This is a genomic window from Streptomyces aculeolatus (assembly GCF_020400605.1).
Taxonomy (GTDB): Bacteria; Actinomycetota; Actinomycetes; order Streptomycetales; family Streptomycetaceae; genus Streptomyces; species Streptomyces aculeolatus.
The window spans coordinates 144105-170548 of sequence record NZ_JAINRD010000015.1 but is presented as its reverse complement, the minus strand read 5'-3'; the positions used below and the strand labels follow the sequence as shown (position 1 = coordinate 170548).

The following is a 26444-nucleotide window of genomic DNA, read 5'->3' as shown; positions in this document are numbered from 1 at the left end:
ATTCGCCGGGTCGAGTCCTGGGGCGACTTCCCAGGTTCCGGTTACGCGCCCACGTGGAGGTACGCGGCCCACAGCGTCGGCGTGACCGGGTAGCGGGTGCGTTGGGCGCGGATCGCGGCGTGGAGGGCCCGGGCCGGGGTGTCGTCGGTGGCGTAGAAGTGCCGGGCCACGGCCGGGGAGATCTGGTCGTCGACGCGCCAGAAGGTGCCGATGACGTGCGTGAACCCTGCCATGTGGAACGCGCCGACCACGTGCAGCGCCTCGTCGGCGAGCGCTCGTGGACCCAGGTGCGTCTCGCACGTGGACAGGTAGGCGAGCCGGGCGTCGCGCAGCCGGAGTTGGGCCACGTCCGTGACCGTGAGTGCGGCCGTCCGGTGGTCGTGGAGCAGGAGGTGGCCGGCGGAGACCGCGTCGGCCGCGCCGACGGCGTGGCAGGCGAAGTGCGCCCAGCGGTGCCGGGGGAGTTCCGCCAGCACCGCGGCGCGGGTCGCCCGCGGTCCCGTCAGCACCCGGCTCCCGGGGAAGCGCGCGGTCAGCGCGGTGGTCTCCTCGTCCACCCCGGGCAGGTCGGTCGCGTCGGGGGTCCTGGGCATGGCGACGACGAGGGGGCGGGGCGGCCCCGCGCCGGTCCGGCCCGGGTCCCGGGTGCCCTCGTGGCGCCGTGCGTGGATGAGGGAGCGGACGGTCGGTGCGTACGAGGACACGACGCAGTCGAGGACCCCGCCGAGGACCCCGCCGAGAACCCCGTCGACGCCGTCGGCGGCCGTCGTGCCGGCGGGGCCCGCGGCGTGCAGCGGTAGCGCGGTCAACGGGCCGGTGGGCACCCACCAGAGCCGGGGCAGCGGCCCGGCACCCGGCCGTGCGGGCGCTGCGGGGTGCGGCCCGGCGGGCGCAGGGGCCAGGCCGAGGGCGTCGAGCACCGGCAGGGCGAGCACCTCCCACAGCCACCCCAGGGTGGCGCGGGCCGTGCCCTGCGCCGCCTGCTGCTCGGCCAGGGGCGCTTCGGGGTCGCCGGCGGTACGGACCGCGGCGTGGAAGTCGCGGACCCGGCGCAGCAGGTCGGGGTATTCGAGGGCCGGCAGGGGGAGGGCGCGTGCGGCCCCGCCGTCCAGGAGCAGTGCGTGGCAGCCCAGCCGCGAGGCGTTCACCACGACGACGGGCTGCTCGGCCGATCCCGCCGACAACAGTCCTCCACCTGCGGGGGCTTCAGGAAGTCGGCGAAGCCCGGGCGGCTCCTGACCTCGTCGAGCAGCGCCTCCAGGTCCTTGGCGAGCGCGTACCGGTCCTCGCTCTGGAGGGGCGCGGTGGCGGTGGTCAGCAGCGCCTGGGCGGAGCTGAAGCCGGGGCCCGGCGGGCGGTCCAGCGCGGTGCTCAACTCGACGTACCGGTCGGCCAGGTCGGGGTGGTGTGCGCGGAGCCCGGAAAGTTCTGTCTGCGCGTCCAGCGCCTGGCCGAGGAGTACGCCGCGGCCCTGCTCCAGAAGCTGCAAGGCGCGTTCGGGCCGGCCGAGTCGTACGGCGGAGGCGGCCGCGTCGCAGGCGAGCCCCGAGGCCTCGGCCAGGTGGCGTTCGCGCTGGGCGCGGCTGATCTGCTGCGACGCCGCGCGCGGCAGCAGGGCGACCGCGAGGGCGAACGGCTCCAGGCCGGCGGCGTCGCCCGCCGTGTCGCCCGCGGCGTCGCCCGCGGTGTCGCCCGCCGTGTCGAGGGCGGTCATCGCCCAGCGGCGCGCCGCGTGGAGCCGGTCGCGTACGGGAGCCGTCGGGTCGACGGCCACGCGGCGGAAGCACTCGGCGGCGGCGGCACCGGCCGCCCGGTCGCCGAGGACCGCGTACTTCAGCGCGTGGACGCCGCCCAGCAGTTGCAGTACGGCGGGGTGGAGGCGATGACCCTGCGGTACGGCGAGCACGGCCCGTTCGTGGACGCGTACCAGCCCGCGCAGCGCGAACCGCAGCCGGAGCCGTGGCCCACGCGGGCCACGTCCCGTGCGTCCGCCACCGACCGGGTCCTCGGCGTCACCGCCGAAGAGCGCGTCGAGGGCCCCGGGCCGGGAGAGCGCCGTCGCGTCCACGCCGAGGCGCTGCAGGACGGCCGCGCGATCGATCTCCGCCAGCGTGGTGCGCCGCTCCGCGGCGTTGGGGTGCCCCTTCGGGGTCGCCGCGAGGGCGCGCCGGGACAGTGTGGCCGCCTCCGCGAGTCCCTGCCAGTGGCCCTCGGCCCGGAAGCGGTGCAGCAGGACGAGGGCGAGGTTCGACCGGAATCGGGGGGTCAGCGGGTGGCCGCGCGGCGTGGTGTGCAGGACCTCGCGCGCCAGCCGGTCGGCTTCGTGGAGCAGTTCGACGTCCCGGTAGTCCTCGGTGGCGCACCGGTGGCACAGCGTCTCGGCCAGATTGGAGCGGACCCAGGTGTGGATGTCCGTACCGGGAGCAGCACAGCCGACCGCGCGCCGCAGCACGTCCACCGCCTCGGTGAGCGCGGCGGAGTCGTGGCGCTGGCCGTGGACGCTCAGCAGCACGTTGCCGAGGTTGTTGAGCCGGCTGGCCCGCAGGGGGTCACCGTCGGACGTGGCGGCGAGCGAGGCGCGGGCCGCGGTGAGCGCGCCGGTGAGGTCGTCCTCGGACCGGGTGCGGAGCCAGCGCAGTTGCAGGACGCCGCAGAGGTTGGCGTGGAAGGCGGGGAGCATCGCGGCGCGCTCGTGCGGGAACAGCCCGATGGCGCTGCGGAACAGGTCGACGGCCGCGTCCAGGTCGGCGGGCCGGCCGGACCGTTCGTACCGTGACCACAGCGCCGTGCCCAGGCCGTTCGACGCGGCGGCTCTGATGTCGATGTGGTGCGCGGTGGCGAGGACGGACTCGAAGAGGCCGATGGCGCGCTCCAGCGACGGAAGGCGTCCGGTGCGCTCGTACTCCGAGTGGTGGTCGCTGCCCTGCTGGCAGGCGGTGACCAGCAGTTGATAGCCGGGGGTGCCCCAGCCGTCGAACAAGTCCGCTCACCCGGCCCGGTTTCCGGGGGCGCCCGGTGGCCCGGTGTCGCCGTCGGGCTGCCCGCGCAGCCTGGCCGCGAGTGCCGCGCCCAGCGGGCCGCCCGCGCGCTCGAACCACTGCGCCGCTTCCTCGTTGCGGCCCTGGCCCATCAGGTACGTGGCGAGGTTGGCCATGGCGTCGTTGTTGCCCGCCTCGCCCGCCCTGCGGAACCATTCGGCCGCCTCGTCCGGCCGGCCGTTCGTCTTCAGGATGATGCCCAGCCGGTTCATCGCGACCGGGTCGCCGGTGGCGGCTTCCTGGCGTGCCGCCGTCTCCGAGGGCAGGGTCGAGAACCGTACGCTCCCGCCCGTGGCGTCACCGGCAGCCGCGGCGGCGGCCTCGGCCTGCTTCTGTCTGCGCCTTCGCCGAAACATGCAACCGGCTCCTCAGGTAGTCGAGTTGAGCACGTGCGCAGTTCCGACAAGTCTGGCACGGGGCGACAGAGCGGGCGAGAACAAAACCAGACCGAATGCCTCATCCGGGTGCCATGCCCGTGTCATCCTGACAGCGCCGGGTGAGCGCCGGCGCGAGTGACGGCGGCGCGAGCGGCGGACGGCGATGGGGAGGTACCCGGCATGGCGGACGCCCGACCCGACGACACCGTCATGCACACCCTGGCCCGCGTGTGCGGCCTGCTGGACACGTTGCGTACGGCGGTCGCGGCCGGCGGGGAGGCGGAGTTCGACCGGATCGTCGCGGAGCTGCGGCAGGGCCACGACGCGACGCGCGAGCAGCGCACCCTCGCGGCGCTCGGCGCGCTGAACGAGCTGCTGCGGCGCAGCGGCGTGGCGGGCGGGCTCGGCGCCGCCACCCGGGGCGCGGGCATCGGCGGACTCCCGCCGCTCGACGGCCACCCCGTGCTGGACGTCCTGGTCTGCCCGCGCGGCCTCTGCGCCCGTACGGTCTCCGCCCGCAACCAGGCCCCCGAGGCGCGCACCTGCCGGCTCTACGGCGAACCCCTGCGCGGGCGCACGCTGTCATGAACGCCTTCCTCACCGAACTCGGCAGGAACCTGGCGTCCCGCTGGGCCGGCCAGCTCGTACCCGCGGGCCTGCTCTTCCTCGGCACGGTCGCCCTGGGCGCGCTGCTGGGCCACGCCGACTGGTACGACGTCACCGCCGCCGCCGAGCGGGTGGACACCCTGGCCGCCAGCTCCGCCGCACGCTCGGCGGGCGGCGTGGCGCTGGCCGCGACGGCGGTACTGCTCGCCTCCGCCGGGACGGCCCTGGCGGTGCAGGCGTTCGCGACCGTCGTGGAGGACTGGTGGACCGGCTCCTGGCCCCGCCCCGCCTCCGCCCTCACCCGCCGCCGCACCGCGCGGCGCCACGGCAGGTGGACGGCGGCCGAAGCGGCATTCCAGCGGGCGGTGGAGGAGGCGGCCGCGGCACCGGCCGCACCCGGGGGCCGCCTCACCGCTGCCGCCCGTGCCCGTATCGAAGAACTCAACGCCGCCCGCAACCGGATCGCCCTGGTCGAGCCCACCCGCCCCACCTGGGCGGGCGACCGCGTCCACGCGGTCGACGAGCGGGTGCTCGCCACCTACGGCCTCGACCTGGACTCCGCCTGGTCCCGCCTGTGGCTGATCCTCCCCGACGCGGCACGCACCGAGCTCCGGAGCGCACGGGAGTCGTACGACGCGGCGCTGCGCCTGCTGGCCTGGAGCGTCCCCTACGGCGTGCTCGCCGCGTGGTGGTGGCCGGCCGCGCTGATCGCCGCGGCGACGTTCCTCGCCGGATGGCGCCGCGGCCGCGCGGCTACGGACGCACTCGCCGAACTCGTCGAGGCCGGCGTCGACCTCTACGGCCGCAAACTGGCCACCGCGGTCGGCCTGCCCAGCCCGGGCCCCCTCACCCGCCCCGCGGGCGAAGCCGTCACCCGGGTCCTCCGCAAGGGCACCTGACGGGCACCTGACCGCGGGCCGAACGGCAAAGAAGCCTCTGACCAGTGATCTTCTCCCGGATCCCGCGGCGCCCGTTGGTGCGCTCCGTCGAACGGATGCACCATTGAGATGTGGGATCACCGCACGCCGACAGGCCGCAAGCGTCTGGCGGGGAGACAGAGGGCTATCGGTTCGACATCACCGATGCCGCGATAGTGGTCGACCCAGAGGGCCTGGTGGAGCACTGGAGCGACGGCGCGGAGACACTCTTCGGCTACGCTGCGCCGGACGCGGTCGCACAGCCGGTCACGAAGTTCCTGGATATCCCGTGGGTCGAGCGCTGGGAGGCAGCCGGACGCAACGGGGCCGGAAGAGGGTGGACGGCCACCTTCACCGCGTACCGTCACGACGGCAGCCGCCTCCAGGTCAGGACGCAGCTGACGCCCCTGGGGCTCGATCGCGGGGCGAGCTGGCTCGTCGTGGCCACGGACTACGCCACCGCACAGGCGCGGGAACGCGAGCACGCGATCCTGCGCGGGCTGTTCACCGAGTCCCCGTTCGGGCTGGCGGTCGTGGACCCGCAACTGCGGCTCACCATGATCAACCCTGCCCTGGAACGCATGGAGGGCGTCCCCGCACGGCTGCAACTGGGCCGGCCACTGGCCGACACCGTGCCCGAAGAGGCCGGTCCGGTCACGGAAGCCCGCGCACTGGAGGTGCTGGAGACGGGCGAGCCGCAGGTCGCCGTCTCCCACGTCGATCCCCCGGCCACTTCCTCCTCCCACCTGCCGCACGTCCGCTCCCGCTCGTCCTTCAGACTCCAGGACCTCACCGGCCACACCCTGGGGATGGGCCAGGCGGTACTCGACGTCACCAGCTACTACCAGGTACGGCGGCACCTCACCCTGATCAGCGAGGCCGGTATCCGCATCGGCAGCACGCTGGATCTGGAACGTACCGCCGAGGAACTCGCCGAGGTGCTGGTGCCGCAGGTCGCCGACTTCGTCGCCGTCGACCTCTCCGCCGCCGTCCTCCACGGCCACGAGCCCGATCCGGTCCTGACCGCCGGCTCCGCCGAACTGATCCGACGCGCCCAGCAGTCCATCCGGAAGGACCTGCCGGAATCCGTGGTGCCGCTGGGGGCGCCCGTCAACTACTCCGCGACGTCGCCCCAGCAGCGCTGCGTCACCACGGGCCGTCCCGTGCTGGACCCCACCGTGGATCTGTCGACGCCCTGGCTGGCGCAGGATGCGGTGCGTTCGGACAAGCTGAGGGAAGTCGGCATCCACTCCCACCTGGTGGTGCCCCTGCGCGCCCGCGGCGTCACCATGGGCGTGGCCACCCTGGTGCGCTGGAAGAACCCCGAGGCCTTCGACGCCGACGACCTGCTCCTCGCCGAGGAACTCGCCGCCCACGCGGCCGTCTGCGTCGACAACGCCCGGCGCTTCGGCCGCGAACACCGCGCCGCCCTGTCCCTCCAGCGCCACCTCCTCCCCAAGGACCTGCCGGCCCCTACCGGCGTGGACGTCGCCTACCGCTACCTGCCGGCCGACACCCACGCGGGCGTCGGCGGGGACTGGTTCGACGTGCTGCCCCTCTCCGGCGCACGCATCGGACTGGTCGTCGGCGACGTCGTCGGCCACGGCATGAACGCGGCGGCCACCATGGGCCGCCTGCGTACCGCCGTCCAGACCCTCGCCGCCCTCGACATGCCGCCCGACGAACTGGTCTCGCACCTCGACGACCTGGTCGCCCACCTCGACGAAGCGGAGACCGGAGACCGCCACATCCCCGGCGTGATCGGCGCCACCTGCCTGTACTGCGTGTACGACCCCATCTCCCGTACCGCGGACATCACCCGCGCGGGACACCCCCCGCCCGCCATCGCCCACCCCGACAAGGCCGTCGAATTCCTCGACATCCCGGCAGGACCCCCACTCGGGCTGGGCGGCCTGCCCTTCGAATGCACGCACCTGGAGATCCCGGACGACAGCGTCCTCGCCTTCTACACCGACGGCCTGATCACCGCCTCCTCCGACCGCGACATCGACGTCGGCTTCACCCGGCTGGCCTTCGCGCTGGCGTACCCCGACCGCCCGCTGGAGGAGATCTGCGAGGTCATGGAGCGCCTCCTGCTCCCGGACCGCCCCCGCGACGACGTCGCCTTCCTCGTCGCCCGCCCGCGCTCCATCGACGAGGAGAACGTCGCGAGCTGGCACCTGCCGTGCGAACTCACCGCGGTCGGCCAGGCCCGGTCCTTCACCGCCGAGCAACTGGCGGCCTGGGACCTGGAAGACCTCGCCTTCACCGCGGAACTGATCGTCAGCGAGTTGGTGACCAACGCCATCCGCCACGCCTCCGGCCCCGTGGACCTGCGCCTCATCCGCGACGTGAACCTGATCCTCGAAGTCTCCGACGGCAGCAACACCTCGCCCCACCTGCGCCAGGCCCAGGCCGACGACGAAGGCGGCCGCGGACTGTTCCTGGTGGCCCAGTACGCCCAGGGCTGGGGAACGCGCTACACGTCGGAGGGCAAGACCATCTGGGCCGAACAACTCCTCCCCACCGAAGCCACAAGCCCACAGGCCTGAGCTGCGGCCGGCGTTTCCTCCGGTTCTTCCTGGGCAGTCGCAGGCGGACCGAGGAGGAGGTCGATGATGCAGGCGGCAGGCTCGACGGCGCGGACCCGCAGGACGGTGCGCAAGGCGGCCGACAGCCAGGCGGTGGAGTGGGGCGCACGGGCCGGATTCACCGGCCGCGGCGTGCTCTACCTGCTGATCGGGGTCCTCGCCGCCCGGGTGGCGTTCGGCGAGGGAAAGCGGGAGGCCGACCGCAGCGGCGCCGTCGGCGAGATCGCGTCGCAACCGCTCGGCGGGCTCCTGCTGTACGCGCTGGGCGCGGCCCTTGCGGGCATGGCGGTGTGGCGGCTGTCCGAGGCCGCGTTCGGAGCGGCCGGGCCCGGCGGGCACAAGGCGTCGAAACGCGCGCTGTCGGGCGGACGGGCCGTCTTCTACGGCTTCGTCGCCTACTCCGTGCTCGCCTTCGCGGCCGGCGAGAAGGACAACACCTCCAGCGACCGCCAGAGCCGGGACATCACCGCCCGCGCGCTGGAACAGCCCGCCGGGGAGTGGGTGGTGGGCATCGCGGGCGCGGGTATCGCGGCGGCGGGCGCGGTGCTCGCGGTGCGCGCCGCGATGCGCTCGTACCGCAAACACCTGCGCACGTCCCGGATGTCCCGGACCACCAGGCGCCTCGTCGACGCGGCCGGAGTCACGGGCGGCGTGGCGCGCGGCCTGGTCGTGGGCGCGATCGGCGTGTTCCTCACCCGGGCCGCTCTGCAGTACGACCCGAAGGAGGCCAAGGGCGTCGATGCGGCGCTGAAGTCCTTCGCGGACACCGCGGCGGGGCCGTGGCTACTGGTCGCGGTCGCCGCGGGCCTGGTGCTCTTCGCCCTCTTCTCCTTCGCCTGCGCCCGCTGGCGGCGAGTCTGAAGCGAACCGCGAGGACTCCCGCGCGACGGACCGACAAGGAGAGTGACAACGACGATGGACGTGTACCTTCAGGCGCTCAACTCCCTGCTGGACGAGTCGGACGACGCCCAGGCAAGCATCGCGGTGACCCTGCACCTGGGCGGCGGCGTCCTGCACGGACACATGATCAGCCACCGCGCCTGGCGCGAGGCGTGGCTGGACCAGATCCACGAATCCGACCCCGCGGTCGCCGCGTTCCTCAACACCGCGCTGGCCGCGGTACTCACCGACCCCGACGACCCGGATCCGTCGCCGGAGCCCCACCTCCACCTGCGCGACGTCACCTACCACCACGGCCCGGAGAGCGCGGAGACGTCCCTGTGGCGCGGCCCGATGTCAGCGGTCTCCGGCTGGTCCCTGACCCAACCACGCCTGTGACACCACCGCCCGGGCGAACGGGCCGCCGCACCTGAAGTGGTCCAGGCAGCACACGCCCCCCGGGCCGCTGGCCTGGGGGTTTTCGTGGAGCGGGCGACGGGAATCGATCCCGCGCTCCGAGCTTGGGAAGTCCGAGGACTTGGATCACTTGCGTGTGTCTGACCTGCGGCGACGCAGGAAGCGGGTCGACCGGAGCACGCGATAACCGACCCTTGTTGCCCCTGTTTCACCGCGGTGTACGGCACGCGAGTGGCACAGAGGGACGGTGGTGCTACCGCTCGGGGCGTCGGGGGGAGGCTTGCCGGAGGTCCGCGCCGGAGCCGACGTGCCGCTTCGTCTCCTGGGAGCCGTGCCAGTCCAGGCACATCACCGTGGCGTCGTCTTCCAGATGGCCGCCGGCCGCGTCCAGGACCGCGGTGCTCAGCGTCAGCGCGGTCTCCCGTGGATGCAGGTGCCGGGTGTCCTTCACGAGGGCGGGCAGGTCCATCTTCTCCGCGCGGCGTTCGAGCATGCCGTCGGTGAGCATGATCAACCGGTCGCCGGGACGCAGGTCGAGTTCCTGGACTCGGTACGGGTGCCGGAGGGCCACAGGTAGTCCGAAGGGGTGGTTCGCCTCCAGGGTGATTTCCTCCACCTCTCCGTCGCGCAGTCGTAGCGGCAGGGGGTGGCCTGCGTTGATCAGCTCGGCTTGCCCGGTGTGGAGGTCGATGCGCACCAGTTGCCCGGTGGCGTGACCGCTTGGAGTGTGGTCGCCCAGGGCCTGGTCGGCTTGCCGCGCCTGCTCCATGAGGTCGGCCCCTTGGCGGCGGGCGCCGCGCAGGGCGCCCACCAGCACCGTCGCCGACAGTGCGGCCCGAAGGTTGTGTCCCATGGTGTCGGTCAGGGACAGGTGGAGGATGTCGCGGTCGAGGATGTAGTCGAAGGTGTCGCCGCTGACGTCTTCGGAAGGTTCCAGATTCCCGCTCAGCGCGAACTGCGCCGCCTCGCAGGTGAGCGACAGGGGCAGGAGCTGGTATTGGATCTCCGCGGCCAGGGTCAGGGGCCTGCTGCGCTTTCCCCAGGTGTAGAGGTCGGTGAAGCGCTGGTTGGCGATCACGATGTAGGCCAGGACGTGCGCGGCCTCACCCACCGCGTCGAGCACCTCCCGGCCGGGGCCGGCCGGCAGCAAGAGTTCCAGCAGCCCGATGGCGTCGCCGCGGTTGGTGACCGGAAAGATCACCCGCTCGCCCTGGCCTGTCGCCTCGCGGTACGGCTGCTGGGTGCGTACCACGTGCTCGTAGACACTGCCGAACAGGCGGATTCTGTCTGCCTGGCGCCCGCGCCCGGCCTTCGCCCGCGAGGCGGTGGTCAGCGGCACCACCGCTTTTCCGGTCAGGTCCACGATGAGGAAGGAGACCCGTGTGGCGCCGAAACGCCGCAGCAGGTCCTCGGCGACCACGTCGACGGCCTCCACCGGAGCCGCTGCCTCTGCTGCCGTCAGCAGCCGGGGAAGCTCATCCTGCGCATCCAACACGCACACTCCCTTGACGAGACCCCTGATACCAGGGTGCGGAGCTGCACGGCGAGCGTCAAACGGGCACCGCTGAAGCCGTGCCAGGGGTCGGGGTCCAGGGAGCCTCCAAGTAGGAGTTCGATACCGCCTTCGCGTCGGCGGCACATGCATCGGCGCGGACCCGTCAGCCGAGGGTTTCGAGTTGTCCGCGCGACGGCGGCGGCCCGCCCGGCAGCCGCACCGAAACCGTCCGGACCGGGCCCGGGGCGGCCACCCGGCTCGAAGAACACACCGGGCCAAGGACCACAACGCCGGCACGGCCGCAGAACGCGCCGAGTCGATCAAGGAACACCACGCTCGCGGAGGTAAACGACACATGCCTCCTTCTCAAGCTCCGGCTTTGGTGATCAAGCAATGGGCGGTGGGCCACTGCGAGCTGGTAAACCGGTACGGTGGCAGTGAGTGACGTGTCCTGCGCGGTGAGCGGTGCCCGGTTGTCGCTCCCCAGGGAGTTCCTCACTCTGGTATGAGGGGGGCCGCCAAAGGGAGCGGTGTGTGGTGGACGGGCAAGGTGAGCTTCCGCGACTGCTGACGGCAGCGGAGACAGCGGCTCCGGTGGAGGCCGTCGACGTGGTCGCCGAGGACCTGCTGCGGCGTTTCGGTGCCAAGCGGGTCTCGTTCCTCATCGTGGACCTGACCGGGAGAGCGGTGGTGCCACTGTCCACCGCCTCGCAGGCGGAGGCAGGAGCCGGGCGGCAAGCGGGCAGAATCGACCTGTTCGGCAGTGTCTACGAGCACGTGGTACGCACCCAGCGGCTGTACCGGGAGACGACGGGCCAGGGCGAGCGGGTGATCTTTCCGGTCACCAACCGAGGCGATGCCATCGGGCTGCTGGAACTCTTGTTGCCGCCCGGCTCCGGCCAGGGGGTGCTCGACGCGGTGGGTGAGGCCGCGCACCTTCTGGCCTACATCGTGATCGCCAACCAGCGCTTCACCGACCTCTACACCTGGGGAAAACGCAGCAGGCCCCTGACCCTGGCCGCGGAGATCCAGCACCAGCTCCTGCCCCTGTCGCTCACCTGCGAGGCGGCGCAATTCGCCCTGTGCGGGAATCTGGAGCCCTCCGAAGAGGTCAGCGGCGACACCTTCGACTACGCCCTCGACCGCGACACCCTCCACCTGTCCTTGACCGACACCTTGGGCCACAACCTTCGGGCCGCGCTGTCGGCGACGGTGCTGGTGGGCGCCCTGCGCGGCGCCCGCCGCCAAGGGGCCGACCTCACGGAACAGGCGCGGCAAGCCGACCAGGCTCTGGCCGGCCACAGGCCACACGGCCACGCCACCGGGCAACTGGTGCGCATCGACCTCCACACCGGGCACGCTGAGGTGGTCAACGCTGGGCACCCCCGGCCGCTCCGTATGCGCGACGGAGTTGTGGAGGAGATCGTCCTGGAGGCGGACCAGCCCTTCGGACTGCCTGTCGCCATCCCCCATCCGTACCGAGTCCAGGAGCTCGACCTGCGTCCCGGCGACCGGTTGATCATGCTTACCGACGGCATGCTCGAACGCGGCGCGGAGCAGGTGGATCTGCCCGCCCTCGTGAAGGACACCCGGCACCTGCATCCACGGGAGACCGCGCTGACGCTGAGCACCGCGGTCCTGGACGCGGCCGGCGGCCATCTGGAAGACGACGCCACGGTGATGTGCCTGGACTGGCACGGCTCCCAGGTGACCAAACGGCACGTCGGCTCCGGCGCGGACGACCAGCAAGCCTCACCCCGCCGCACGAAGCCCTGAGGGCTGTCCCGTCACCCACGGCGGGCTCACGACGCCTGGCACGGCGCCTCGCCGCGTTGTCGGATCGACCGGATCCGGCCCGGTATGAGGTCGACCCTCCGCCTCGCGATGCACCGCGCCGGACGCGGCTCGCTGCTCGTTGAACAGGCCACCAGGGTCGGCGAGTCCGCGGATCCGGTCACCTTGACCTGGAACCACCGCGCACTGCAGCCGCTCACCCTGACCAGCCACTTCAAGATGACGCAGCTTCACTGTTCGTGGAATGAACCCTGACGATACGGCGGCCCGCGGCCCATTCCGTGTCGAAGCCCCAGTCTTGGCGGCTGGACAGCATCGCCAGAAGATCATCCTGGATGGGCTTCGGGTCGTCCCAAGTGCCGTAGAACTTGTCCTTGCTCAGGCAGACGGGGTTCAGACCTTGGGCGAGGACCGCCTCCCAGGTGGCCAGGGCGACGCCGGGCGTGTGTTCCGACCTGAAGTCGTCCAGGACCACCACGCCGCTGGGAAGCAGGACACTGCGCGCTGCGGCGATGTCCATGGACACGTGCTCGTAAAGGTGCGAGGCGTCGATGTGCACGAAGCGGCAGGAGCCCGTCGGTACCTCGTCCACGACAACCGAGGTGGGCGCTTGCAGCACCTGCGGCAGCTCGTCATGAAAGGAAAGATAGTTGCACTCGAATGCCTGTCGCGTCGCCAAAGGGAGGTAACGGGCGATCTCCGCACTGTTGGCGTCGTCCGGCGCAGGGGATTCGAACAGGTCGCATACGGTGAGCGACTCACCCTGCTGCAGGTAGCGGCCGAGAAGGATAGCGCTCTTGCCGACATAAACCCCCATTTCCAGTAGGTCGCCGCGCTCGGCGCGCTGCCCCTGCCGAATGAGGAACCAGTCGAAGAGAGCCTGGTCGAGAAATGAGAACCAGCCCGGTACGTCCGTGAGTGTGCGAGGGCTCGGCATACTGCCGGGCTCGGCAACCTGCGTGCTCGCCTGCTGCCGGGCGAATTGCTGGGGGTGCTCTGCCATCAGTAGACCTACATCCATGGGGTGACAGGGGAGGGCTGTGCCTGATGATCCACAACGAAACCGCCCTGTCAGTGGTTCAACTCCTGGCTGGAGATCGCGCGCGGCAGCACTCCATCTGGCCGACATGGCCGGCGGCAACGACATCTCCGCCACCACCGTGCGCCGTTGGCGGGACGAGCTGATCGCGCTGCTGGCCGCGAAGGCCCCGCGGCTGGACCGCGCCCTGAAGAAGATCGCCAAGCGGGGCGGGGAGGTTGTCCTGATCGACGGCACCCTCATCCCCACCCAGCGCCGCACCGGCAAGGCGAACGAGCACGGCTTCGCCCACCTGAAGAACTGGCGGATCCTCACCAAACTCCGCACCGACCCCGCCCGCGCCACCCACCTCCTGCGCGCCCTACTCGTGCTGACGAACCTCGACGCCGCCGCTGCCACATGATCTACCCGGCAGACAACCGGCCACGACCAGCACGAGCACCCCGAAACGACATGACACCAGCACCCTGACCAGCTACTTCAAGATGGCGCAGCTTCATAGTTCTGCGGACGGCCGCATCCTACGGGTCGCCTGCGGCCCCACGGACCTGGAAAGAGCTGTTCGCGCGGCACTGGAGTTCCCGCACGGCCTGAGCGCCACGGCGTTGCGTTGCGCGTTGCGCGTTGCCCAGAGCCTCGGCCCGCCTATTGAGTCGTCTTCGGCCCTCTACGGCACCCGAGCCGCCGACCGGCGAGAACGTGACCCTCCCGGCTGTTCTTGGCATGCTCCCTGGTGACCGTCGGCGGCCGTGGATGACCCCCCTGACGGGCACGCATCTGGCACGGGCGGGCGTTTGAGCACGTCACGCGACAGCAATCGGGCAACGGTGGGACTACCCCAGTAAGCAACTCGCTCGGGGGAGTTGGTCCCGGCACTCACCTGCCGCCGTTGGCCACGTCGTTGGGGTTCGGTGCGGTGGCGACCACCCGTGCAATCTGCCAACGCGCCTCCTCCCACCGAGCCACCCGCGCGGCCTGCGCACTCCGCGGGTCACCGGCGGCATCCCACTGCCCGGCGGCCTCCTGTGCCCGGGCGGCGATGTCGGCAACCTGCTTGTCGTGCCGGATCACCCCCACGGGCCGCCGCAGCCTGGGTGAACCCACGTCGAAGGCCCGAAAAGCCGTCCAGCTCACCGACCCGCCCGGTCCGCTGTCGTCCTCGTCCGTCCGCACGGCGAAGAAGGACCGCCGCGCCGTCTCCATCCGCTCCCCCGCCCGCCCGGTGTCGACTCCCTCCCGGACGGCACGGAGCAACTCCGCGCTCGCCTCGTACAACGGCTCGCGCATGGCCGACCGGTACGTGTCGAGAGCGTGCTCGGCGAAGTCCGGCGCGAGTCGCCGTAACTGGTCCTCGTCGGCCTCGCCGAGCAACTCGGCCAGCAGCTTCGGGATGATGATCACGTCAGCGTCCCTTCGGCCGGTCGCCCCGACCGATGTCGAGCTTTTCGAGCATCTCTTCAGGGGTGCCGGCCACTTTCTTCATCTGTTTGAGGTCGAACTCGTCCTTCAGCAGATCGGCGTTCATGAACTGCTCGCCCGGGAAGCCGCCGTCCGCCGCTGGTGGCCGGTGGTCGTAGTGCCGGAAGACGTTGTAGTGCCAGCCGGTCTCGGAGTCCGCGTACTGCCCGGGGAACCGCAGCGGGGTGTCGGCCGCGTCGTCCGGCGCGCCGTCGGCGATCGGTAGTCCCCAGAGCGTTGTGCGGCGGCGCCAGGCGGTGGTGCCCCTCGCTCGTCGGGTACTCGCGAGGGGAAGCGTTACCGATGCTCAGCAGTCAAGGTCCACTCGGCTGCAGCCCGGCGGCCACGCCATACGAGGAACAACACGCCACCGGCGAGTGCCGTCCCGGCGGCGCCGCCCCCGATGATCCACGGCGTCCAGTCCCGGCCGTGTGCCCGGACCGACCGCGTGGTCAGTTGGACGTCGCCGTGCTGCCTGGTGGACGCGATGTCGCGGTTGAAGGTGAGGTCGTCGTCCTCGGTGAGGAGGTCGTTGTGCGATCCAATCCATCACGCCGTCCGCGTGCTCGACCAGGACGTTGTTCCTGGAGACGTCCCCGTCGGAGCCGGCGGACTCCTTGGCCGCATCCGCCTGCTGCTCGGTGATCTCCACCTCCGTGGACTGCGACGGTGCTGCGGGCACCGGGGCGGCGGCGGACGGCTGCGCGGAGCCGGCCCTCCCGAGGCCCAGGACCAGGGTCGGCACCACGCCCAGGGCGACCCTTGCCTGGATGCCGACTTCACGCATCTGCGCGGCGACGGGCCGGCGACCGAGGTTTCTCGCAGGCCGCGTGAGCCCGTGTCCCGAGTCGGCGGCCGTCACATCTCCGCTCCACGTGGCCGGACGTGACCTTCACGTCTCCGTGGGCTCCTGATCGTTGTGTTCCTGCTCCTGCGCCCAGGCGATCGCCCATTCGTCGAGCGGACGTAGGGCGTCACGGAGCGCTGTCCCCAGCCGAGTCAGCTCGTAGCCATCGGCCGATGGCGCGATGATCCCGCTCGATGCGAGTTCGCGGAGCCGCTCGTAGAGGACGCTGGATGACAGCCCTTCGCACCGTGCCAGCAGCGCGCGGGCACCGAGCGGACCCGCACGCAGTTCCCAGAGGATGCGCAGCGCCCACCGACGGCCGAACAGGTCCAGCGCGGCCATGAGCGGACGGCCGGTCGTCGAACCCCGAACCGGTGTTCCTGGGCGTGGTGCCGGCATGACCCTCCTTGCGTTTCGTTATTCGAAACACTAGCATCCATCCAAGCGTTTCTGATTTCGAAACAGACTCGACTGGGCCCTGCACCACCGCGCCGCTGGTCGGCATCGGTGCCATGGCGATCACGACGCTGACAAGCCTCGCTCCCGCCCGGCGCTCGTCCGAGACCAACCCGTAAGTCAGACGCTCTCATTCCCACACTGGAGGTTCCGTGCCCAAGGGCTACTGGGTCAGCGTCTACCGCACCATTTCAGATCCTGAGAAGCTGGCTGCTTACAACAAACTTGCCCGCTTGGCCGTCGAGCCCGCGGGCGGTCGGACCCTCGTCCGCGGCGGTCGGGTCGTGGCGCATGACGCCGGAATCGCCGAGCGCACCGTCCTGGTCGAGTTCGACAGCTTCGAGCAGGCCGTCGCGGCGCGCGAGAGTGCGGCCTACCAGGAGGCGCTGGTCGCCCTCTCCGACGGCGCCGAGCGGGACTTCCGCATCGTCGAAGGCATCGACTGACCGATGTCCTGGCCGGATGTCACGGTGGTTGATGCGTGTGTGCGGCGCGACGGCCGGGGCGGTAGCCCCACGGCCGTCACCGACGACGACCCGGTGGCGACGGACGCGGACCGGCGTGCGGTCGCTGCTGCGGCCGGCACCTCGCACGCGGCGTTCCTCGGCCCGGGGCCGGCGCCGGACGGTGGCTGGCCGGTCCGGTTCGGCCGGCCAGCGTGCTCGCTTCGGCCCGACGCGGGCCGGCGGGCATCACGACCCGGGTCGGCGGGGTAGCGGTGGTCCGCGACGGACACTGAGGCGACGACTGGACCGTCCTCTTCTGCGGTCCGCGCATGGGGCTGGAGCTGTCCGCTGCGGTCAAGCGTTGGCGCCCGGCGCCGCGCCGCCCGAAGGTGGTGGACGACGACATGCTCACCTTCGCCGTCGCGATCAAGGCCAGAGGCACCGCGGTCCTCGAGACCGCCAAGAAACTCACCATCAAGATCGGCAAGAGCGGGCAAGGAGTCGGCCACTGAGCGGCCGATCGCCACCGCCGCCCAGGTGGACGCCCTGGCCGACGCCCCCGGGCCGCGCTGGCGCCTGATGGTCTACATCGCGGCCTTCGACGTGCTGATGATCTGCAAGCCCTTAGGTGGGCCGAATGCGGGTACCTGTAGGCGCCGCCCGACAGATCGCTGCTCCTGTGGTGGTACGTTCCGGCTCCCTCTGTGGGGGGACGTGCTGCCTGGGGTTGCTTCCTAGCGTGGAAGCGTGAACCGGGTGGAGGCGCGGGTGGGCAGGTGGGCGCGGGTGGGGCGGCGTGTGCCGGGGTGGGTTGCCGACGCCGCGCTGGGGTTGCTGATGGGCGCCGGTGTGCTGGGCCGGGGACTGGACGAGGCGCGGAGCCCGGTCGTGCCCGTCGCGGCGCTGCTGGCCGCCGCCGGCGTGGGGTTGTGGCGTCGGTTGCCGAGTGCCGCGCTGGCGCTGGCGTGCGGCGCCGGCGTACTGGTGACGGCGCTCCGGATGGCGGAGCCGGGGCTGGTCGCGGTGGGGCTCACCGGCTACCGGGTCGGCGTCGTGAGCGGGCGGCGGACCGTGCTGCGGTCGGGCACGGCGGCGGTCGTGGGGTTGTCGGCGGGGGTTCCGCTCGCCGAGGCGGCAGTCGGCGCGAACAGCGCCGAGGGGCCGCTGCTGCTCATCGCCGTGCTGGCGGCGGCTCTCGCCGGTGGCAACGGCGTGCGCGGCAGACGGGCCGTGGAGGTGGCGCGGCGGGAACGGGAACGGCGGCAGGCGGCGGAGCAGCGGCTGCACATCGCGCGTGAACTGCACGACTCGGTGGGGCACCACATCGCGGTGATCAACGTGCAGGCGGGAGTCGCCTCGCTGCATCTGCGGTCGCGGCCCGAGCAGGCGGAGGAGGCGCTGGAGCACGTCCAGCACGCCGCACGCACCGTGCTGGGCGAGCTGACGGCGGTGCTCGGGGTGCTCCGTGACCCCGACGGCCGTGATGCCGGCGAGGAGCCCGTGCGGCCACCGGCCGGGCTGGCGGACCTGGAGCGGCTGGTGGCCGACGCGAGGACGGCCGGGATGCGGGTGGAGTCGAGTGTGTCCGGCGAACCCCGGGAGCTGCCGCCGGCCGTCGGTCTGTCGGCGTACCGCGTGATCCAGGAGTCATTGACGAACGCGGGCAAGCACGGCAGCCGCCATGGCGTCGTACGGCTGCGGTTGTCGTACCGTCCGGACGAGCTGTGCATCGACGTACAGAACCGGGCTGCACGGCCTCCCGGTAGGGTGAACGGCCCAGGTGGGAGCGCGGACAGCCCTTCTGGCTACGGGCTGGCCGGCATGGCCGAGCGGGTCGCCGCCGTCGGCGGCACGCTGCACGCCGGGCCGCGCGGCGGCGCAGAATTCGGGGTGCTGGCCCGGCTGCCGACGGGCGGAGAGGAGAGCGGCGGATGACGGTCCGTGTCGTGCTCGCCGACGACCAGACGCTGATTCGCGCGGGGGTCAGTTCCCTCATCGACGCGGCCGATGACCTCGAGGTGGTCGGTGAGGCGGCGAACGGCGTCGAGGCGGTGGAACTGGCCCGCAGCACCCGCCCCGACGTGGTGGTGATGGACATCCGGATGCCGGAGCTGGACGGTCTTGAGGCCACCCGCCGGATCGTCGCGGACGACGGTCTTGCCGGGGTCCGGGTGCTGGTGCTGACAACCTTCGAAGTGGACGAGTACGTGCTGCGGGCGCTGCGCGCCGGGGCCAGCGGCTTCCTGGGCAAGGGCGTCGGGCCGCGTGAACTCGCCGACGCGATCCGGCTGGTGGCACGGGGTGACGCGCTGCTGTCTCCTACGGCGACCCGCGGCCTGATCACCCGGTTCCTGGCCCGGCCAGACCGTACGGACGGTGCGGTCCCGGAGTTGCTGAAGGTGCTGACCCAGCGGGAGCGGGAGATCGTCGCGCTGGTGGCCACGGGGATGAGCAACGACGAGATCGCCGAGCGGCTCTTCCTCGCCGAGTCCACGGTCAAGACGCACCTCAAGCGGTCCATGGCCAAGCTGGGGGCACGGGACCGGGCGCAGGTCGTGGTCATCGCGTTCCAGACCGGCCTGGTGACGGCCTCGGGCTGAGCCTGCCCGTACCACCCGCGGGGCAGGCCCGACTGACCCCGGTGAGGGGACGCCGGCGACATCCGCCGCCCGGCACCGTGGCTCCCATGATTGAAGTCACCGAACTCACCAAACGCTACGGGTCCACCGCCGCCGTGGACCGGCTGTCCTTCAGCGTCCGGCCCGGGATCGTCACCGGCTTCCTGGGCCCCAACGGCTCCGGGAAGTCCACCACCATGCGCGTCATCCTCGGCCTGGCCGCCCCGACCGCCGGCACCGTGCGGGTAGGCGGACGCGCCCCCAGCGAGCACCCGGCCCCGCTGCGGGAGATCGGGGCACTGCTGGAAGCCGGGGCCGGGCACCCGGGCCGGTCGGCGTTCGATCACCTGCACGCGCTGGCGGCCACGAACGGCATCGGCAGGCGACGTGTCTCTCAGGTGCTCGACCTGGCCGGGCTGACCGACGTGGCCCGGCGCCGGGCAGGCAGCTTCTCCCTCGGCATGGCGCAGCGCCTGGGCATCGCCGCGGCGCTGCTCGGCGATCCGGGGACCGTCGTGCTCGACGAGCCGGTCAACGGGCTGGACCCGGAGGGCATCCTGTGGATCCGCGACCTGCTGAACCGGCTCGCGGGAGAAGGCCGCACCGTCTTCGTCTCCTCGCATCTGATGCGGGAGATGGCCGAGATCGCCGAGCACGTCATCGTCATCGGCCGCGGCCGGCTGCTGGCCGACCTGCCGGCCGAGGATTTCACCGGCACCCTGTCCGGACGCCGGGTGTCGGTACGCACCCCGCAGGCCGACCGGCTGGAAAAGCTGCTCCTCGGCCCCGACGTCACCGTCACCACCGCCGGGCGGAACGAACTCTCGGTCGAAGGCGTCGCAGCCGAGCGGATAGGCGACCTCGCCGCCGCGCACCAGATCCCCGTCCACCAGCTCACCACCTCACAGGCATCACTGGAGGAGGCGTTCATGGAACTGACCCGCGACGCGGTGGAGTACCGCGCGCCGGAACCCGCCGGGAGGGCGGCCTGATGACCGTACTCACGACCGATGGCGGCGCGGAGACCCGACGCCGCGGCGTCACCCTGCCCCGGGTGCTGCACTCCGAGTGGATCAAGCTCCGCTCGGTCCGTGCCCTGACCGTCGGCCTGGCCGCGACGGCAGTGCTGCTCATGGCCCTGGGCCCGCTCTCCTCCTCCGCCATGGCCAAGACGTTCGCGGCGGGCACCGAAATCGACGACGCGCCGTTCGTCCCCACCACCCCGGTCGGGGCCGTCCTGGGCGGCGTGTTCTTCGCCCAACTGCTCACCGGAGCGCTGGGGGTGCTCTTCATGTCCACCGAGTACGCCACCGGCATGATCCGTGCCAGCCTCGCCGCCGTGCCCACGCGCCTGCCCCTGCTCTGGGGGAAGGCCCTGGTCTTCGGCGCGGTCGTGGCCACCGTGAGCGCGATCTCCGTGGCGGTCTCCTTCCTCGGCTCCGTACCGCTGCTGGACGGTCACGGCGTCGCCCCGTCGCTCTCCGACGCGGGTGTGCTGCGCGCCCTGGCGGCCACCCCCGCCTACCTCGCCGGCATCGGCCTGATCGGCGTCGCCCTGGCCGTGCTCATGCGCAGCACGGCGCTGGCCGTCACCACGGTGTGCTTCGCGGTCTTCCTGCTCGACTCGCTGGCCGGCCTGCTGCCGGCCTCGCTCGCCGACGAGGTGACGCCCTATCTGCCCGCGACCACGGGCAAGGCCATGTTGACGGTCCAGAATCAGCCCGACCTCCTCGACCCGCTTCCGGCCTGCCTGGTCTTCGCCGGCTACGTCATCGCAAGCCTGGCCGCCGCGGGAGTGGCACTGGCGCGCCGTGACGCGTGACGTGCGCCCCTGGCGCAGGACACCGGTCGTCGGCGACATCTGCCGAACCGGTGCATGGCCGGGGCCGGTTCACGCCTCCTCTGTTTTCGGCGGGGTGAAGTAGATCCACTCGGGCGATGAGACCGGGTTCCACCGTTGCACTCAGCTGCTGGCGACGCCTGCGGTCACTGTGAGGAAGGTCCACGGGTGGCGGTGCAGTGGGCTTCTTGCGCAGCCATGACGTCGTCTCCGTGCTCGAACGCCCAGGCACCGACGGCGTCGATGGGGGCCAGCAGGGAACGGCCGAGTGCGGTGAGCTGGTAGTCGACCCGCGGTGGTGCCGCCCCGGGGTGTGCCTGGCGGTGGACGAGCCCGTTGAACTGCAGGCGCCGCAGTGTCTCGGTGAGGACCTTGGAGCTGATACCCCCGATCTGTTCGCGCAGGTCGACCGGGCGCCGAGGGCCTTCGCGCAGCGCCCAGAGCACGACCGCGTTCCAGGTGTTGGACAGCAGGTCGAAGGCCAGGCGGGCGCGGCAGTCGGCGAGGAGAGCGTCGGTGGTCACGTACCAAATGGTGCCCGACAAGCCCCATAGCGTCGTCGTGACGGTCGAAGCAGAAGCAGTCCTGGGAGGGAACCGCGCGATGAGAATCGGTGTGCTGGGGACGGGCAACATGGCGGACGCGCTTGCCACCCACTGGGCGCGAGCCGGCCACGACGTCGCCATCGGGGGACGGGATGTGACCAAGGCGGAGCGGCTCGCGGCGCGGATCGGGGACGGTGCTCAGCCTGCCGGTCTGGATGCCGCGGCCGAGTTCGGTGAGGTGGTGCTGGCCGCGCTGCCCTTCGGCGCGGGAGCAGAGGTGGTGCGGGAACTGCGGGCTGCCCTGGCCGGCAAGGCACTGATTGATTGTTCCAATCCGATCGGGCCGGGCTTCCGGTTGCTGACGCTCGGCGGCAGTTCTGCCGCCGAGCAGTTGGCTGCGGCGGCGCCGGGAGCGCAGGTCGTCAAGGCGTTCAATCTCTGTCACGAGGATGTGTGGCGCATGGCGCCGCCTGTCTTCGACGGGCGGCCGCTGGCCGTTCCGGTCTGCGGGGACGACGAAGCGGCGCTGGCGCAGGTGCGTGCGTTGGTGCGGGACGCCGGCTGCCGGCCCGTGGCCGGCGGTGGCCTCGACCGAGCGGGCCTCCTGGAAGCGACCGCCGCGCTGTTCATCGGCCTGTGGGTCGGCGAAGGCGCCGACGTGCAGGCGATCGCACCCCCACTGGCGTACGCGACAGGACCGGGCCCGCAGGAATCGGGCCGCAGCGCGGTGGGGTCGAGCACCTGAACTTCGATCAGACGCCAGGTGGCGGTGACGTAGAAGAGGGTGTGCTCGCCGCGCACCGCCCCGGCCAGACCCAGAGGGCTCCAAGACAGGAGGGCGTGATCACCGCCGCTTGCGGGGGACCTGCGCCGGGACGGCGCGTACCAGTGCGTTGACGACGCGGTCGGGCGTGTCCCGGCCGTTGCCGTCGTCGGTCACGTTCACCAGCAGGCGCGTCAGGTACCGCATGGCGGCGGGCGAGGTGACGATGCGGCGGCTGAGGAACGAGGTGAAGGCGGGCTTGGTCTGGAGGTCCGCCCAGAGGTTGCCCAGCCGGTAGTAGCGGCCCAGGCGGCGGTGGATCTCCAGCGGGTAGCGCTGGAGGACCCGCTCGCGCGAAGGGCCGGCGGGGCGGGTGAGCGCGGTGGCGGCGGTCTCGGCGGCCAGCTCGCCCGCTTCGATGGCGTACGCGATGCCCTCGCCGCTCCACGGGCTGACCATGCCACCGGAGTCCCCGGCGAGCAGCATGCCGCGGGTGTAGTGCGGCAGCCGGCTGAACCCCATCGGCAAGGCCGCGCCGCGCACCGGCCCGTCGGCGGAGCCGGGGTCCGTCAGGCCCCATTCGGAGGGCGTACGGGCCAGCCAGGCGTCCAGCAGCCGCCGCGTGTCCGGCTGTCCGGACGGTGCGCCGTGGACCAGGCCGAGGCCGACGTTGACCCGGCCGTCGCCCATGGGGAAGATCCAGCCGTAGCCGGCCAGCGGCGGGCTGCCGGGCCCGGCGCGCAGGTCTGCCCAGATGTCGAGGTAGGGGTTGTCGTGGCGGGCGGCCGAGTGGTGATAGCGGCGGATGGCCGTTGCCATGGGCCGCCTGGACACACGGTCCACGCCCAGCGCCACGGCCAGCCGCGCGGCCACGCCGTCGGCCGCGATGACCAGCGGCGCCTCGAACACGGCGGGCTCCTGGCCGGCTCCCACACGGGCTGCCACGCCACGCACCCGGCCGGTGCGGTCGAGGACGGGCTCGGTGACCCGTGTCGCGGTGTGCAGGCGTGCCCCGGCCTCGGAGGCGCGGCGTGCCAGGATCTCGTCGAAGTCGTGGCGGGAGCGGGTCAGGCCGTAGCCGGGGAAGCGGGTGTTCTCGCGCCAGTCGATCTCGACGACCGCGCCGTGGGAGAAGAACCGCACACCCCGGTTGCGGTGCCAGCCGGGGCCATCGGTGTCGATGCCCATCCGGATCAGGTGGCGCACCGCGCGGGGTGTCAAGCCGTCGCCGCACACCTTCTCGCGCGGGAACTCCGATTTCTCCAGCAGCAGGACGTCCCGGCCCTGCCGGGCGAGGTGGTACGCGGCGGCCGAGCCGGCCGGGCCCGCTCCCACCACGATGACATCGGCTGACTCGGGGGCGTTCGGGGTCTGGGGCATGGCACCAACCCTTCGGGTACAGGCGGCCGATGGCAAGAACGCCACGCGCAGAGGATGGCGCCCATGCCGGGTCCAGCCGCTCCAGCATCAGGCGGGTGCGTCCGGGGAGGGGCCGGCCGAATGGCGACATGGTGCGGGCACGGCCGCATTCCCCGGGCGCCGACACTGCGGCAGCGCAGCGAGGAGCATGTCGTCAGCCGAGGGGATGCCGAACTTGCCGTGGGCGCCTTGGTGTACGCGCGACTGTGCGAGCGCCCGACGGCCCATATGTGGCACGGATCTGGCACGCGGACATGCGCTGACCCCGCCCAGCAAACAACCCCCGGGCTTCTGGCCTGGGGGTTTGTCGTGGAGCGGGCGACGGGAATCGAACCCGCGCTCTGAGCTTGGGAATCCCACGGCCTTCGAACGCCAGAGCGTCCCTGGCCTGCAGTGACGCGCGAGGCGCTGACGTTAGTGGCGGGTGATCTGTGACCCTGGTTGTCCCGTTTTCCCCGCGGTGAATGGCACGCGAGTGGCACGGAGGACAGCAACGACAGTGGGCTGTGGCGCAACTGGCGGGGCGGCTCAGCAGGTGCGGTAGGCGAGAGTGTCGCGGTGTCCGGCGTTTGCTCCCGTGAGCTGCCCTGGTCCTGCAAGGCTGGCGGTGTGACGTACGTCGTGACAGTGGATGCCCGGATCGCCGATGGCGCTCCGGAGATGGATGAGTTGCAGCGTGTCGGGGCGATCGCTCTGCTGGAGAAGGGCTTCGACACGGTGGACGGGATCGACGGCCCGGACGGCGTGGAGGTGGAGGTCCTCGACACCGTCGTGGCCGTCTACCCCGGTGGCGCGCTGCTGAAGGTCTTCGTGGACGGCCCCGCGTTGGAGTTCGCCGAGGACGCGGTGCGCTCGTTGGTGGGGGAGCTGTTGGAGCGTTCGGAGCTGCTGTCGGAGTGGACCGTCGTGAAGTGCGAGGTGGAACTCCACCCGCATCTCGCCGAGGAGAGCCTGGACGCGGCCGAAGGGCCGGAGGCTCCGCCGGCTGATCCGGCGGAACGTCGCGCGCACCTCGCCCGGGGTCCGGAGACTGCTGCGCCGAGCGAGGAGGAACTGGCGGCGAACTCCGCGAGGACCAGGGGGCAGATGCTGGGGCTGGCGGCGCAGCTCAAGTCCTTCGGGCCGGAGATGTTCGGGGTGGTCTCAGAGGAGGACGAGGAGTTCGAGGAAGGCTCCGGCTACGAGGGCACCTCGGAAGAGGACGCGCGGCTGGCCGCCGGCGCGTTGGTGTGGGCTACGGACGTGCTGGTGGATCAGCTGTTCATGGACGTCCACACGCTGACGGAAGAGGGCACGAACGTCGCCGAGTGCGAGGGGGTGCTCTGGCACCTGGAGGATCTGCCTCGCCGGTACGCCTTGCGCTATGACGAGCAGTTCGCGCGCCGCTTCCTGGCCACCGTGATCGCCATGACCACCCGGTTCACGCAGGGGACTTTCACCCAGCTCAGCTGTGTGGCCGAAGAACTGGCGCTGCGGCTCCTGCTCAGCGAGGCGAAGGTCTGCCTTGAGACCTTCGGCCTGCTCGACGACGGCGTCTCGGAGGCCCTCGACTGCTTCGCCGACCTCGTGTACGAGGACACGGACCACGAGTGGCTCTACGACGACTCCAAGGACGGCATCGAGGACAGCCCTGTCGGCGAGATGCTGGGCATGGCCCCCATGGGGCTTGCAGACTGGTTCAGGCCCTTTAACGACGACCGGTACGTGCATCCCTACGCGGCGGATGGGCCCGCCGAGGAGGCGGAAGAATCCGGTACGGGTGGTGCTTCCGACGGACAGGAGTGACGCCCGCGCAACCAACTGTCGTGGAGGACCCCACACTGAGACTAGATCGTCCTGCACGAACTGGACGACCTTGAGTCGGGGGCACCGAAGGCGAAGTGCCTTGCATGCTGCGAAAGGGTGCGAAAATGGCGATCGAGAGTTTGCAGGCATTGTGTACTGCGATGGACCAAGTCGCACTGCAGACGTGGCGGCGGTTGGAGGATAGCCGGCTTCCGGGTCGCCGTTTTGATGAGACAAGTATTACGGATAGCAACCTCGACGCCATGAGAAGGCGTGTGCCAGGGCTGCTGATCTGGCAGAGCTCACAGTCGAATGAACGGGAAACAGGAGCTGACTGGGAGTGGTGGATCGGCGACGATAATGAAGGGTGGCTCTCTCTCAGGATGCAGGCCAAGCGCGCATACGAGGACGACACATACGCCCAGTTGCGGCATGGAGGAGCCGATGGAGATAGCTTCCAATACGATACTTTGATCCGCGGTTGCGACGCTGATAAGGGCTATTACCCCTTCCATGTATTTTACAACGGGTGGCCCAAGGGGTATTTCCATCCAGGTACGCATTGGGCAGTCCCGGCCCAGTGGAACGCCTGCCCAAACATGCGTAGTTACGTCGAGTGCGGTCACGCCGAGCCCAGACACTACGGATGTGCCATCGCATCGAGCCATGACGTCAAGCACTTGTGTGATGCCCAGGATCCATCCAGGTACTCAATCGTGAATCTCCTTTCCAGAGCAGTGCCCTGGTCGTATGCCTTCGGCTTCCCCCCGCCGAAGATGAACCAAGAACACCGGTGGGATTCCCGGATAGACCGTGGGAACTGGCTGGACCGCATCCATGGCACGCTGGTGGTTCTGAGTGAAAGGGGCGGGGCAAGCGGTGCGCGAGACGCCGCCGGACACCTGCACCAGATTCCGCTGGACCGAGGTAAGCGAACCTTCGACCTGCCAACCTACGTCCAGAGCATGCGGAGAACGGCTCCTGGGTTCTTTGAGCCGAGCACGGAGGGCGAGGTTCCCGCGGCGCAGCATACGGTGATCGTGGAACGACCACCGAAGCGAAAACGCGCCCCTCGACGGTGAGTCAGTCCCGTAGCGCCAGCCACTAAGCTTCA

The 26444-nt window shown here is 71.3% G+C and carries 26 protein-coding genes and 1 pseudogene; 17 read left to right on the top strand and 10 right to left on the bottom strand.

Features of this window, described 5'->3' with window-relative positions:
* Positions 1-41: 41 nt before the first annotated feature.
* Genes LG396_RS24025 through LG396_RS24015 form a run of 3 tightly spaced genes read right to left on the bottom strand, consistent with a single transcriptional unit; the run spans position 42 to position 3394 of the window.
* On the bottom strand, positions 42-1184 hold the full coding sequence (locus tag LG396_RS24025; RefSeq protein ID WP_225796340.1) for a CHAT domain-containing protein: 1143 nt from the start codon (positions 1182-1184) through the stop codon (positions 42-44).
* Complete coding sequence (locus LG396_RS24020) at positions 1145-2980, bottom strand: helix-turn-helix domain-containing protein (RefSeq protein ID WP_225796339.1); 1836 nt, start codon at positions 2978-2980, stop codon at positions 1145-1147. The genes LG396_RS24025 and LG396_RS24020 overlap by 40 nt, the downstream gene beginning before the upstream one ends.
* A 6-nt stretch (positions 2981-2986) precedes the next feature.
* Positions 2987-3394: a tetratricopeptide repeat protein gene (locus LG396_RS24015; RefSeq protein WP_037750276.1), complete on the bottom strand. Its 408-nt coding sequence runs from the start codon at positions 3392-3394 to the stop codon at positions 2987-2989.
* A 201-nt stretch (positions 3395-3595) separates the two neighbouring features.
* Between LG396_RS24015 and LG396_RS24010 the strand changes: the two genes are divergently transcribed.
* The 5 genes from LG396_RS24010 (at position 3596) to LG396_RS23990 (ending at position 8807) form a co-directional block, all read left to right on the top strand.
* Complete coding sequence (locus LG396_RS24010) at positions 3596-4003, top strand: hypothetical protein (protein ID WP_225796338.1); 408 nt, start codon at positions 3596-3598, stop codon at positions 4001-4003.
* Positions 4000-4920, top strand: a complete 921-nt coding sequence (locus LG396_RS24005; RefSeq protein WP_225796337.1) for a hypothetical protein — start codon at positions 4000-4002, stop codon at positions 4918-4920. Before LG396_RS24010 ends, LG396_RS24005 begins: the two co-directional genes overlap by 4 nt.
* 110 nt (positions 4921-5030) lie before the next feature.
* Positions 5031-7490 (top strand): SpoIIE family protein phosphatase, encoded by a 2460-nt coding sequence (locus LG396_RS24000; RefSeq protein WP_308190121.1) that lies wholly within the window; start codon positions 5031-5033, stop codon positions 7488-7490.
* Between the two features lie 66 nt (positions 7491-7556).
* Positions 7557-8390: a DUF1206 domain-containing protein gene (locus LG396_RS23995; RefSeq protein ID WP_225796372.1), complete on the top strand. Its 834-nt coding sequence runs from the start codon at positions 7557-7559 to the stop codon at positions 8388-8390.
* A 54-nt stretch (positions 8391-8444) separates the two neighbouring features.
* Positions 8445-8807: a GvpU-like protein gene (locus LG396_RS23990; protein WP_225796335.1), complete on the top strand. Its 363-nt coding sequence runs from the start codon at positions 8445-8447 to the stop codon at positions 8805-8807.
* A gap of 271 nt (positions 8808-9078) precedes the next feature.
* Here the strand turns inward: LG396_RS23990 and LG396_RS23985 are convergent, their stop codons facing one another.
* Positions 9079-10320 carry a PP2C family protein-serine/threonine phosphatase gene (locus tag LG396_RS23985; RefSeq protein WP_225796334.1) on the bottom strand — a complete coding sequence of 414 codons (1242 nt, stop codon included), beginning with the start codon at positions 10318-10320 and terminating at the stop codon, positions 9079-9081.
* Between the two features lie 534 nt (positions 10321-10854).
* Here LG396_RS23985 and LG396_RS23980 point away from each other — a divergent pair.
* Positions 10855-12096 carry a PP2C family protein-serine/threonine phosphatase gene (locus tag LG396_RS23980; RefSeq protein WP_225796333.1) on the top strand — a complete coding sequence of 414 codons (1242 nt, stop codon included), beginning with the start codon at positions 10855-10857 and terminating at the stop codon, positions 12094-12096.
* A gap of 232 nt (positions 12097-12328) precedes the next feature.
* Here the strand turns inward: LG396_RS23980 and LG396_RS23975 are convergent, their stop codons facing one another.
* Positions 12329-13117 carry a class I SAM-dependent methyltransferase gene (locus LG396_RS23975; protein ID WP_372483556.1) on the bottom strand — a complete coding sequence of 263 codons (789 nt, stop codon included), beginning with the start codon at positions 13115-13117 and terminating at the stop codon, positions 12329-12331.
* Between the two features lie 124 nt (positions 13118-13241).
* Between LG396_RS23975 and LG396_RS23970 the strand changes: the two genes are divergently transcribed.
* Positions 13242-13556 carry a hypothetical protein gene (locus tag LG396_RS23970; RefSeq protein ID WP_225796332.1) on the top strand — a complete coding sequence of 105 codons (315 nt, stop codon included), beginning with the start codon at positions 13242-13244 and terminating at the stop codon, positions 13554-13556.
* Between the two features lie 473 nt (positions 13557-14029).
* On the opposite strand, the gene LG396_RS23965 is transcribed toward LG396_RS23970, so the two are convergent.
* The 3 genes from LG396_RS23965 to LG396_RS23960 form a co-directional block, all read right to left on the bottom strand.
* Entirely contained in the window at positions 14030-14554 is a 525-nt protein-coding gene (locus LG396_RS23965; protein ID WP_225796331.1) for a hypothetical protein, read from the bottom strand.
* Position 14555: 1 nt separating this feature from the next.
* On the bottom strand, positions 14556-14678 hold the full coding sequence (locus tag LG396_RS39385) for a hypothetical protein (protein WP_263979520.1): 123 nt from the start codon (positions 14676-14678) through the stop codon (positions 14556-14558).
* A gap of 825 nt (positions 14679-15503) precedes the next feature.
* Entirely contained in the window at positions 15504-15800 is a 297-nt protein-coding gene (locus LG396_RS23960; protein WP_225796330.1) for a winged helix-turn-helix transcriptional regulator, read from the bottom strand.
* A 266-nt stretch (positions 15801-16066) separates the two neighbouring features.
* Between LG396_RS23960 and LG396_RS23955 the strand changes: the two genes are divergently transcribed.
* The 7 genes and pseudogenes from LG396_RS23955 (at position 16067) to LG396_RS23930 (ending at position 20800) form a co-directional block, all read left to right on the top strand.
* Positions 16067-16360, top strand: coding sequence for a DUF1330 domain-containing protein (locus LG396_RS23955; protein WP_225796329.1), 294 nt, complete (start codon positions 16067-16069; stop codon positions 16358-16360).
* Positions 16361-16689: 329 nt separating this feature from the next.
* Entirely contained in the window at positions 16690-16872 is a 183-nt protein-coding gene (locus tag LG396_RS23950) for a hypothetical protein (RefSeq protein ID WP_225796328.1), read from the top strand.
* Positions 16823-16960 (top strand): annotated as a pseudogene (locus tag LG396_RS40040) (tyrosine-type recombinase/integrase); the annotation flags it as partial. The gene LG396_RS23950 and the pseudogene LG396_RS40040, both read left to right, overlap by 50 nt.
* Before the next feature lie 147 nt (positions 16961-17107).
* Positions 17108-18295 (top strand): sensor histidine kinase, encoded by a 1188-nt coding sequence (locus tag LG396_RS23945; protein ID WP_225796327.1) that lies wholly within the window; start codon positions 17108-17110, stop codon positions 18293-18295.
* Positions 18292-18960, top strand: coding sequence for a response regulator (locus LG396_RS23940; protein ID WP_225796326.1), 669 nt, complete (start codon positions 18292-18294; stop codon positions 18958-18960). The genes LG396_RS23945 and LG396_RS23940 overlap by 4 nt, the downstream gene beginning before the upstream one ends.
* A gap of 86 nt (positions 18961-19046) precedes the next feature.
* Entirely contained in the window at positions 19047-19970 is a 924-nt protein-coding gene (locus LG396_RS23935) for an ABC transporter ATP-binding protein (protein WP_225796325.1), read from the top strand.
* Positions 19970-20800: an ABC transporter permease gene (locus LG396_RS23930; protein ID WP_225796324.1), complete on the top strand. Its 831-nt coding sequence runs from the start codon at positions 19970-19972 to the stop codon at positions 20798-20800. The genes LG396_RS23935 and LG396_RS23930 overlap by 1 nt, the downstream gene beginning before the upstream one ends.
* A 164-nt stretch (positions 20801-20964) precedes the next feature.
* Here the strand turns inward: LG396_RS23930 and LG396_RS23925 are convergent, their stop codons facing one another.
* On the bottom strand, positions 20965-21342 hold the full coding sequence (locus LG396_RS23925) for a winged helix-turn-helix transcriptional regulator (protein WP_026276981.1): 378 nt from the start codon (positions 21340-21342) through the stop codon (positions 20965-20967).
* A 79-nt stretch (positions 21343-21421) separates the two neighbouring features.
* Between LG396_RS23925 and LG396_RS23920 the strand changes: the two genes are divergently transcribed.
* Positions 21422-22108, top strand: a complete 687-nt coding sequence (locus LG396_RS23920; RefSeq protein WP_225796371.1) for an NADPH-dependent F420 reductase — start codon at positions 21422-21424, stop codon at positions 22106-22108.
* 99 nt (positions 22109-22207) lie between these two features.
* On the opposite strand, the gene LG396_RS23915 is transcribed toward LG396_RS23920, so the two are convergent.
* Positions 22208-23506: a geranylgeranyl reductase family protein gene (locus tag LG396_RS23915; protein WP_225796323.1), complete on the bottom strand. Its 1299-nt coding sequence runs from the start codon at positions 23504-23506 to the stop codon at positions 22208-22210.
* 699 nt (positions 23507-24205) lie between these two features.
* On the opposite strand from LG396_RS23915, the gene LG396_RS23910 reads away from it, so the two are divergent.
* Positions 24206-25330: a hypothetical protein gene (locus LG396_RS23910; protein WP_225796322.1), complete on the top strand. Its 1125-nt coding sequence runs from the start codon at positions 24206-24208 to the stop codon at positions 25328-25330.
* Between the two features lie 125 nt (positions 25331-25455).
* Positions 25456-26412 (top strand): DUF6615 family protein, encoded by a 957-nt coding sequence (locus LG396_RS23905; RefSeq protein WP_225796374.1) that lies wholly within the window; start codon positions 25456-25458, stop codon positions 26410-26412.
* The last annotated feature ends 32 nt before the right edge of the window (positions 26413-26444 follow it).

Coding starts and splice junctions, on each gene's coding strand:
- LG396_RS24010 (WP_225796338.1), top strand. CDS start 3,596: ATGGCGGACGCCCGACCCGACGACACCGTCATGCACACCCTGGCCCGC.
- LG396_RS23905 (WP_225796374.1), top strand. CDS start 25,456: ATGGCGATCGAGAGTTTGCAGGCATTGTGTACTGCGATGGACCAAGTC.
- LG396_RS23975 (WP_372483556.1), bottom strand. CDS start 13,117: ATGGCAGAGCACCCCCAGCAATTCGCCCGGCAGCAGGCGAGCACGCAG.
- LG396_RS24015 (WP_037750276.1), bottom strand. CDS start 3,394: ATGTTTCGGCGAAGGCGCAGACAGAAGCAGGCCGAGGCCGCCGCCGCG.
- LG396_RS23990 (WP_225796335.1), top strand. CDS start 8,445: ATGGACGTGTACCTTCAGGCGCTCAACTCCCTGCTGGACGAGTCGGAC.
- LG396_RS24005 (WP_225796337.1), top strand. CDS start 4,000: ATGAACGCCTTCCTCACCGAACTCGGCAGGAACCTGGCGTCCCGCTGG.
- LG396_RS23970 (WP_225796332.1), top strand. CDS start 13,242: ATGGCCGGCGGCAACGACATCTCCGCCACCACCGTGCGCCGTTGGCGG.
- LG396_RS23935 (WP_225796325.1), top strand. CDS start 19,047: ATGATTGAAGTCACCGAACTCACCAAACGCTACGGGTCCACCGCCGCC.
- LG396_RS23950 (WP_225796328.1), top strand. CDS start 16,690: ATGGGGCTGGAGCTGTCCGCTGCGGTCAAGCGTTGGCGCCCGGCGCCG.
- LG396_RS23960 (WP_225796330.1), bottom strand. CDS start 15,800: ATGGCCGCGCTGGACCTGTTCGGCCGTCGGTGGGCGCTGCGCATCCTC.
- LG396_RS23930 (WP_225796324.1), top strand. CDS start 19,970: ATGACCGTACTCACGACCGATGGCGGCGCGGAGACCCGACGCCGCGGC.
- LG396_RS23940 (WP_225796326.1), top strand. CDS start 18,292: ATGACGGTCCGTGTCGTGCTCGCCGACGACCAGACGCTGATTCGCGCG.
- LG396_RS23910 (WP_225796322.1), top strand. CDS start 24,206: ATGGATGAGTTGCAGCGTGTCGGGGCGATCGCTCTGCTGGAGAAGGGC.
- LG396_RS39385 (WP_263979520.1), bottom strand. CDS start 14,678: ATGAACGCCGATCTGCTGAAGGACGAGTTCGACCTCAAACAGATGAAG.
- LG396_RS23915 (WP_225796323.1), bottom strand. CDS start 23,506: ATGCCCCAGACCCCGAACGCCCCCGAGTCAGCCGATGTCATCGTGGTG.
- LG396_RS23920 (WP_225796371.1), top strand. CDS start 21,422: ATGAGAATCGGTGTGCTGGGGACGGGCAACATGGCGGACGCGCTTGCC.
- LG396_RS23995 (WP_225796372.1), top strand. CDS start 7,557: ATGCAGGCGGCAGGCTCGACGGCGCGGACCCGCAGGACGGTGCGCAAG.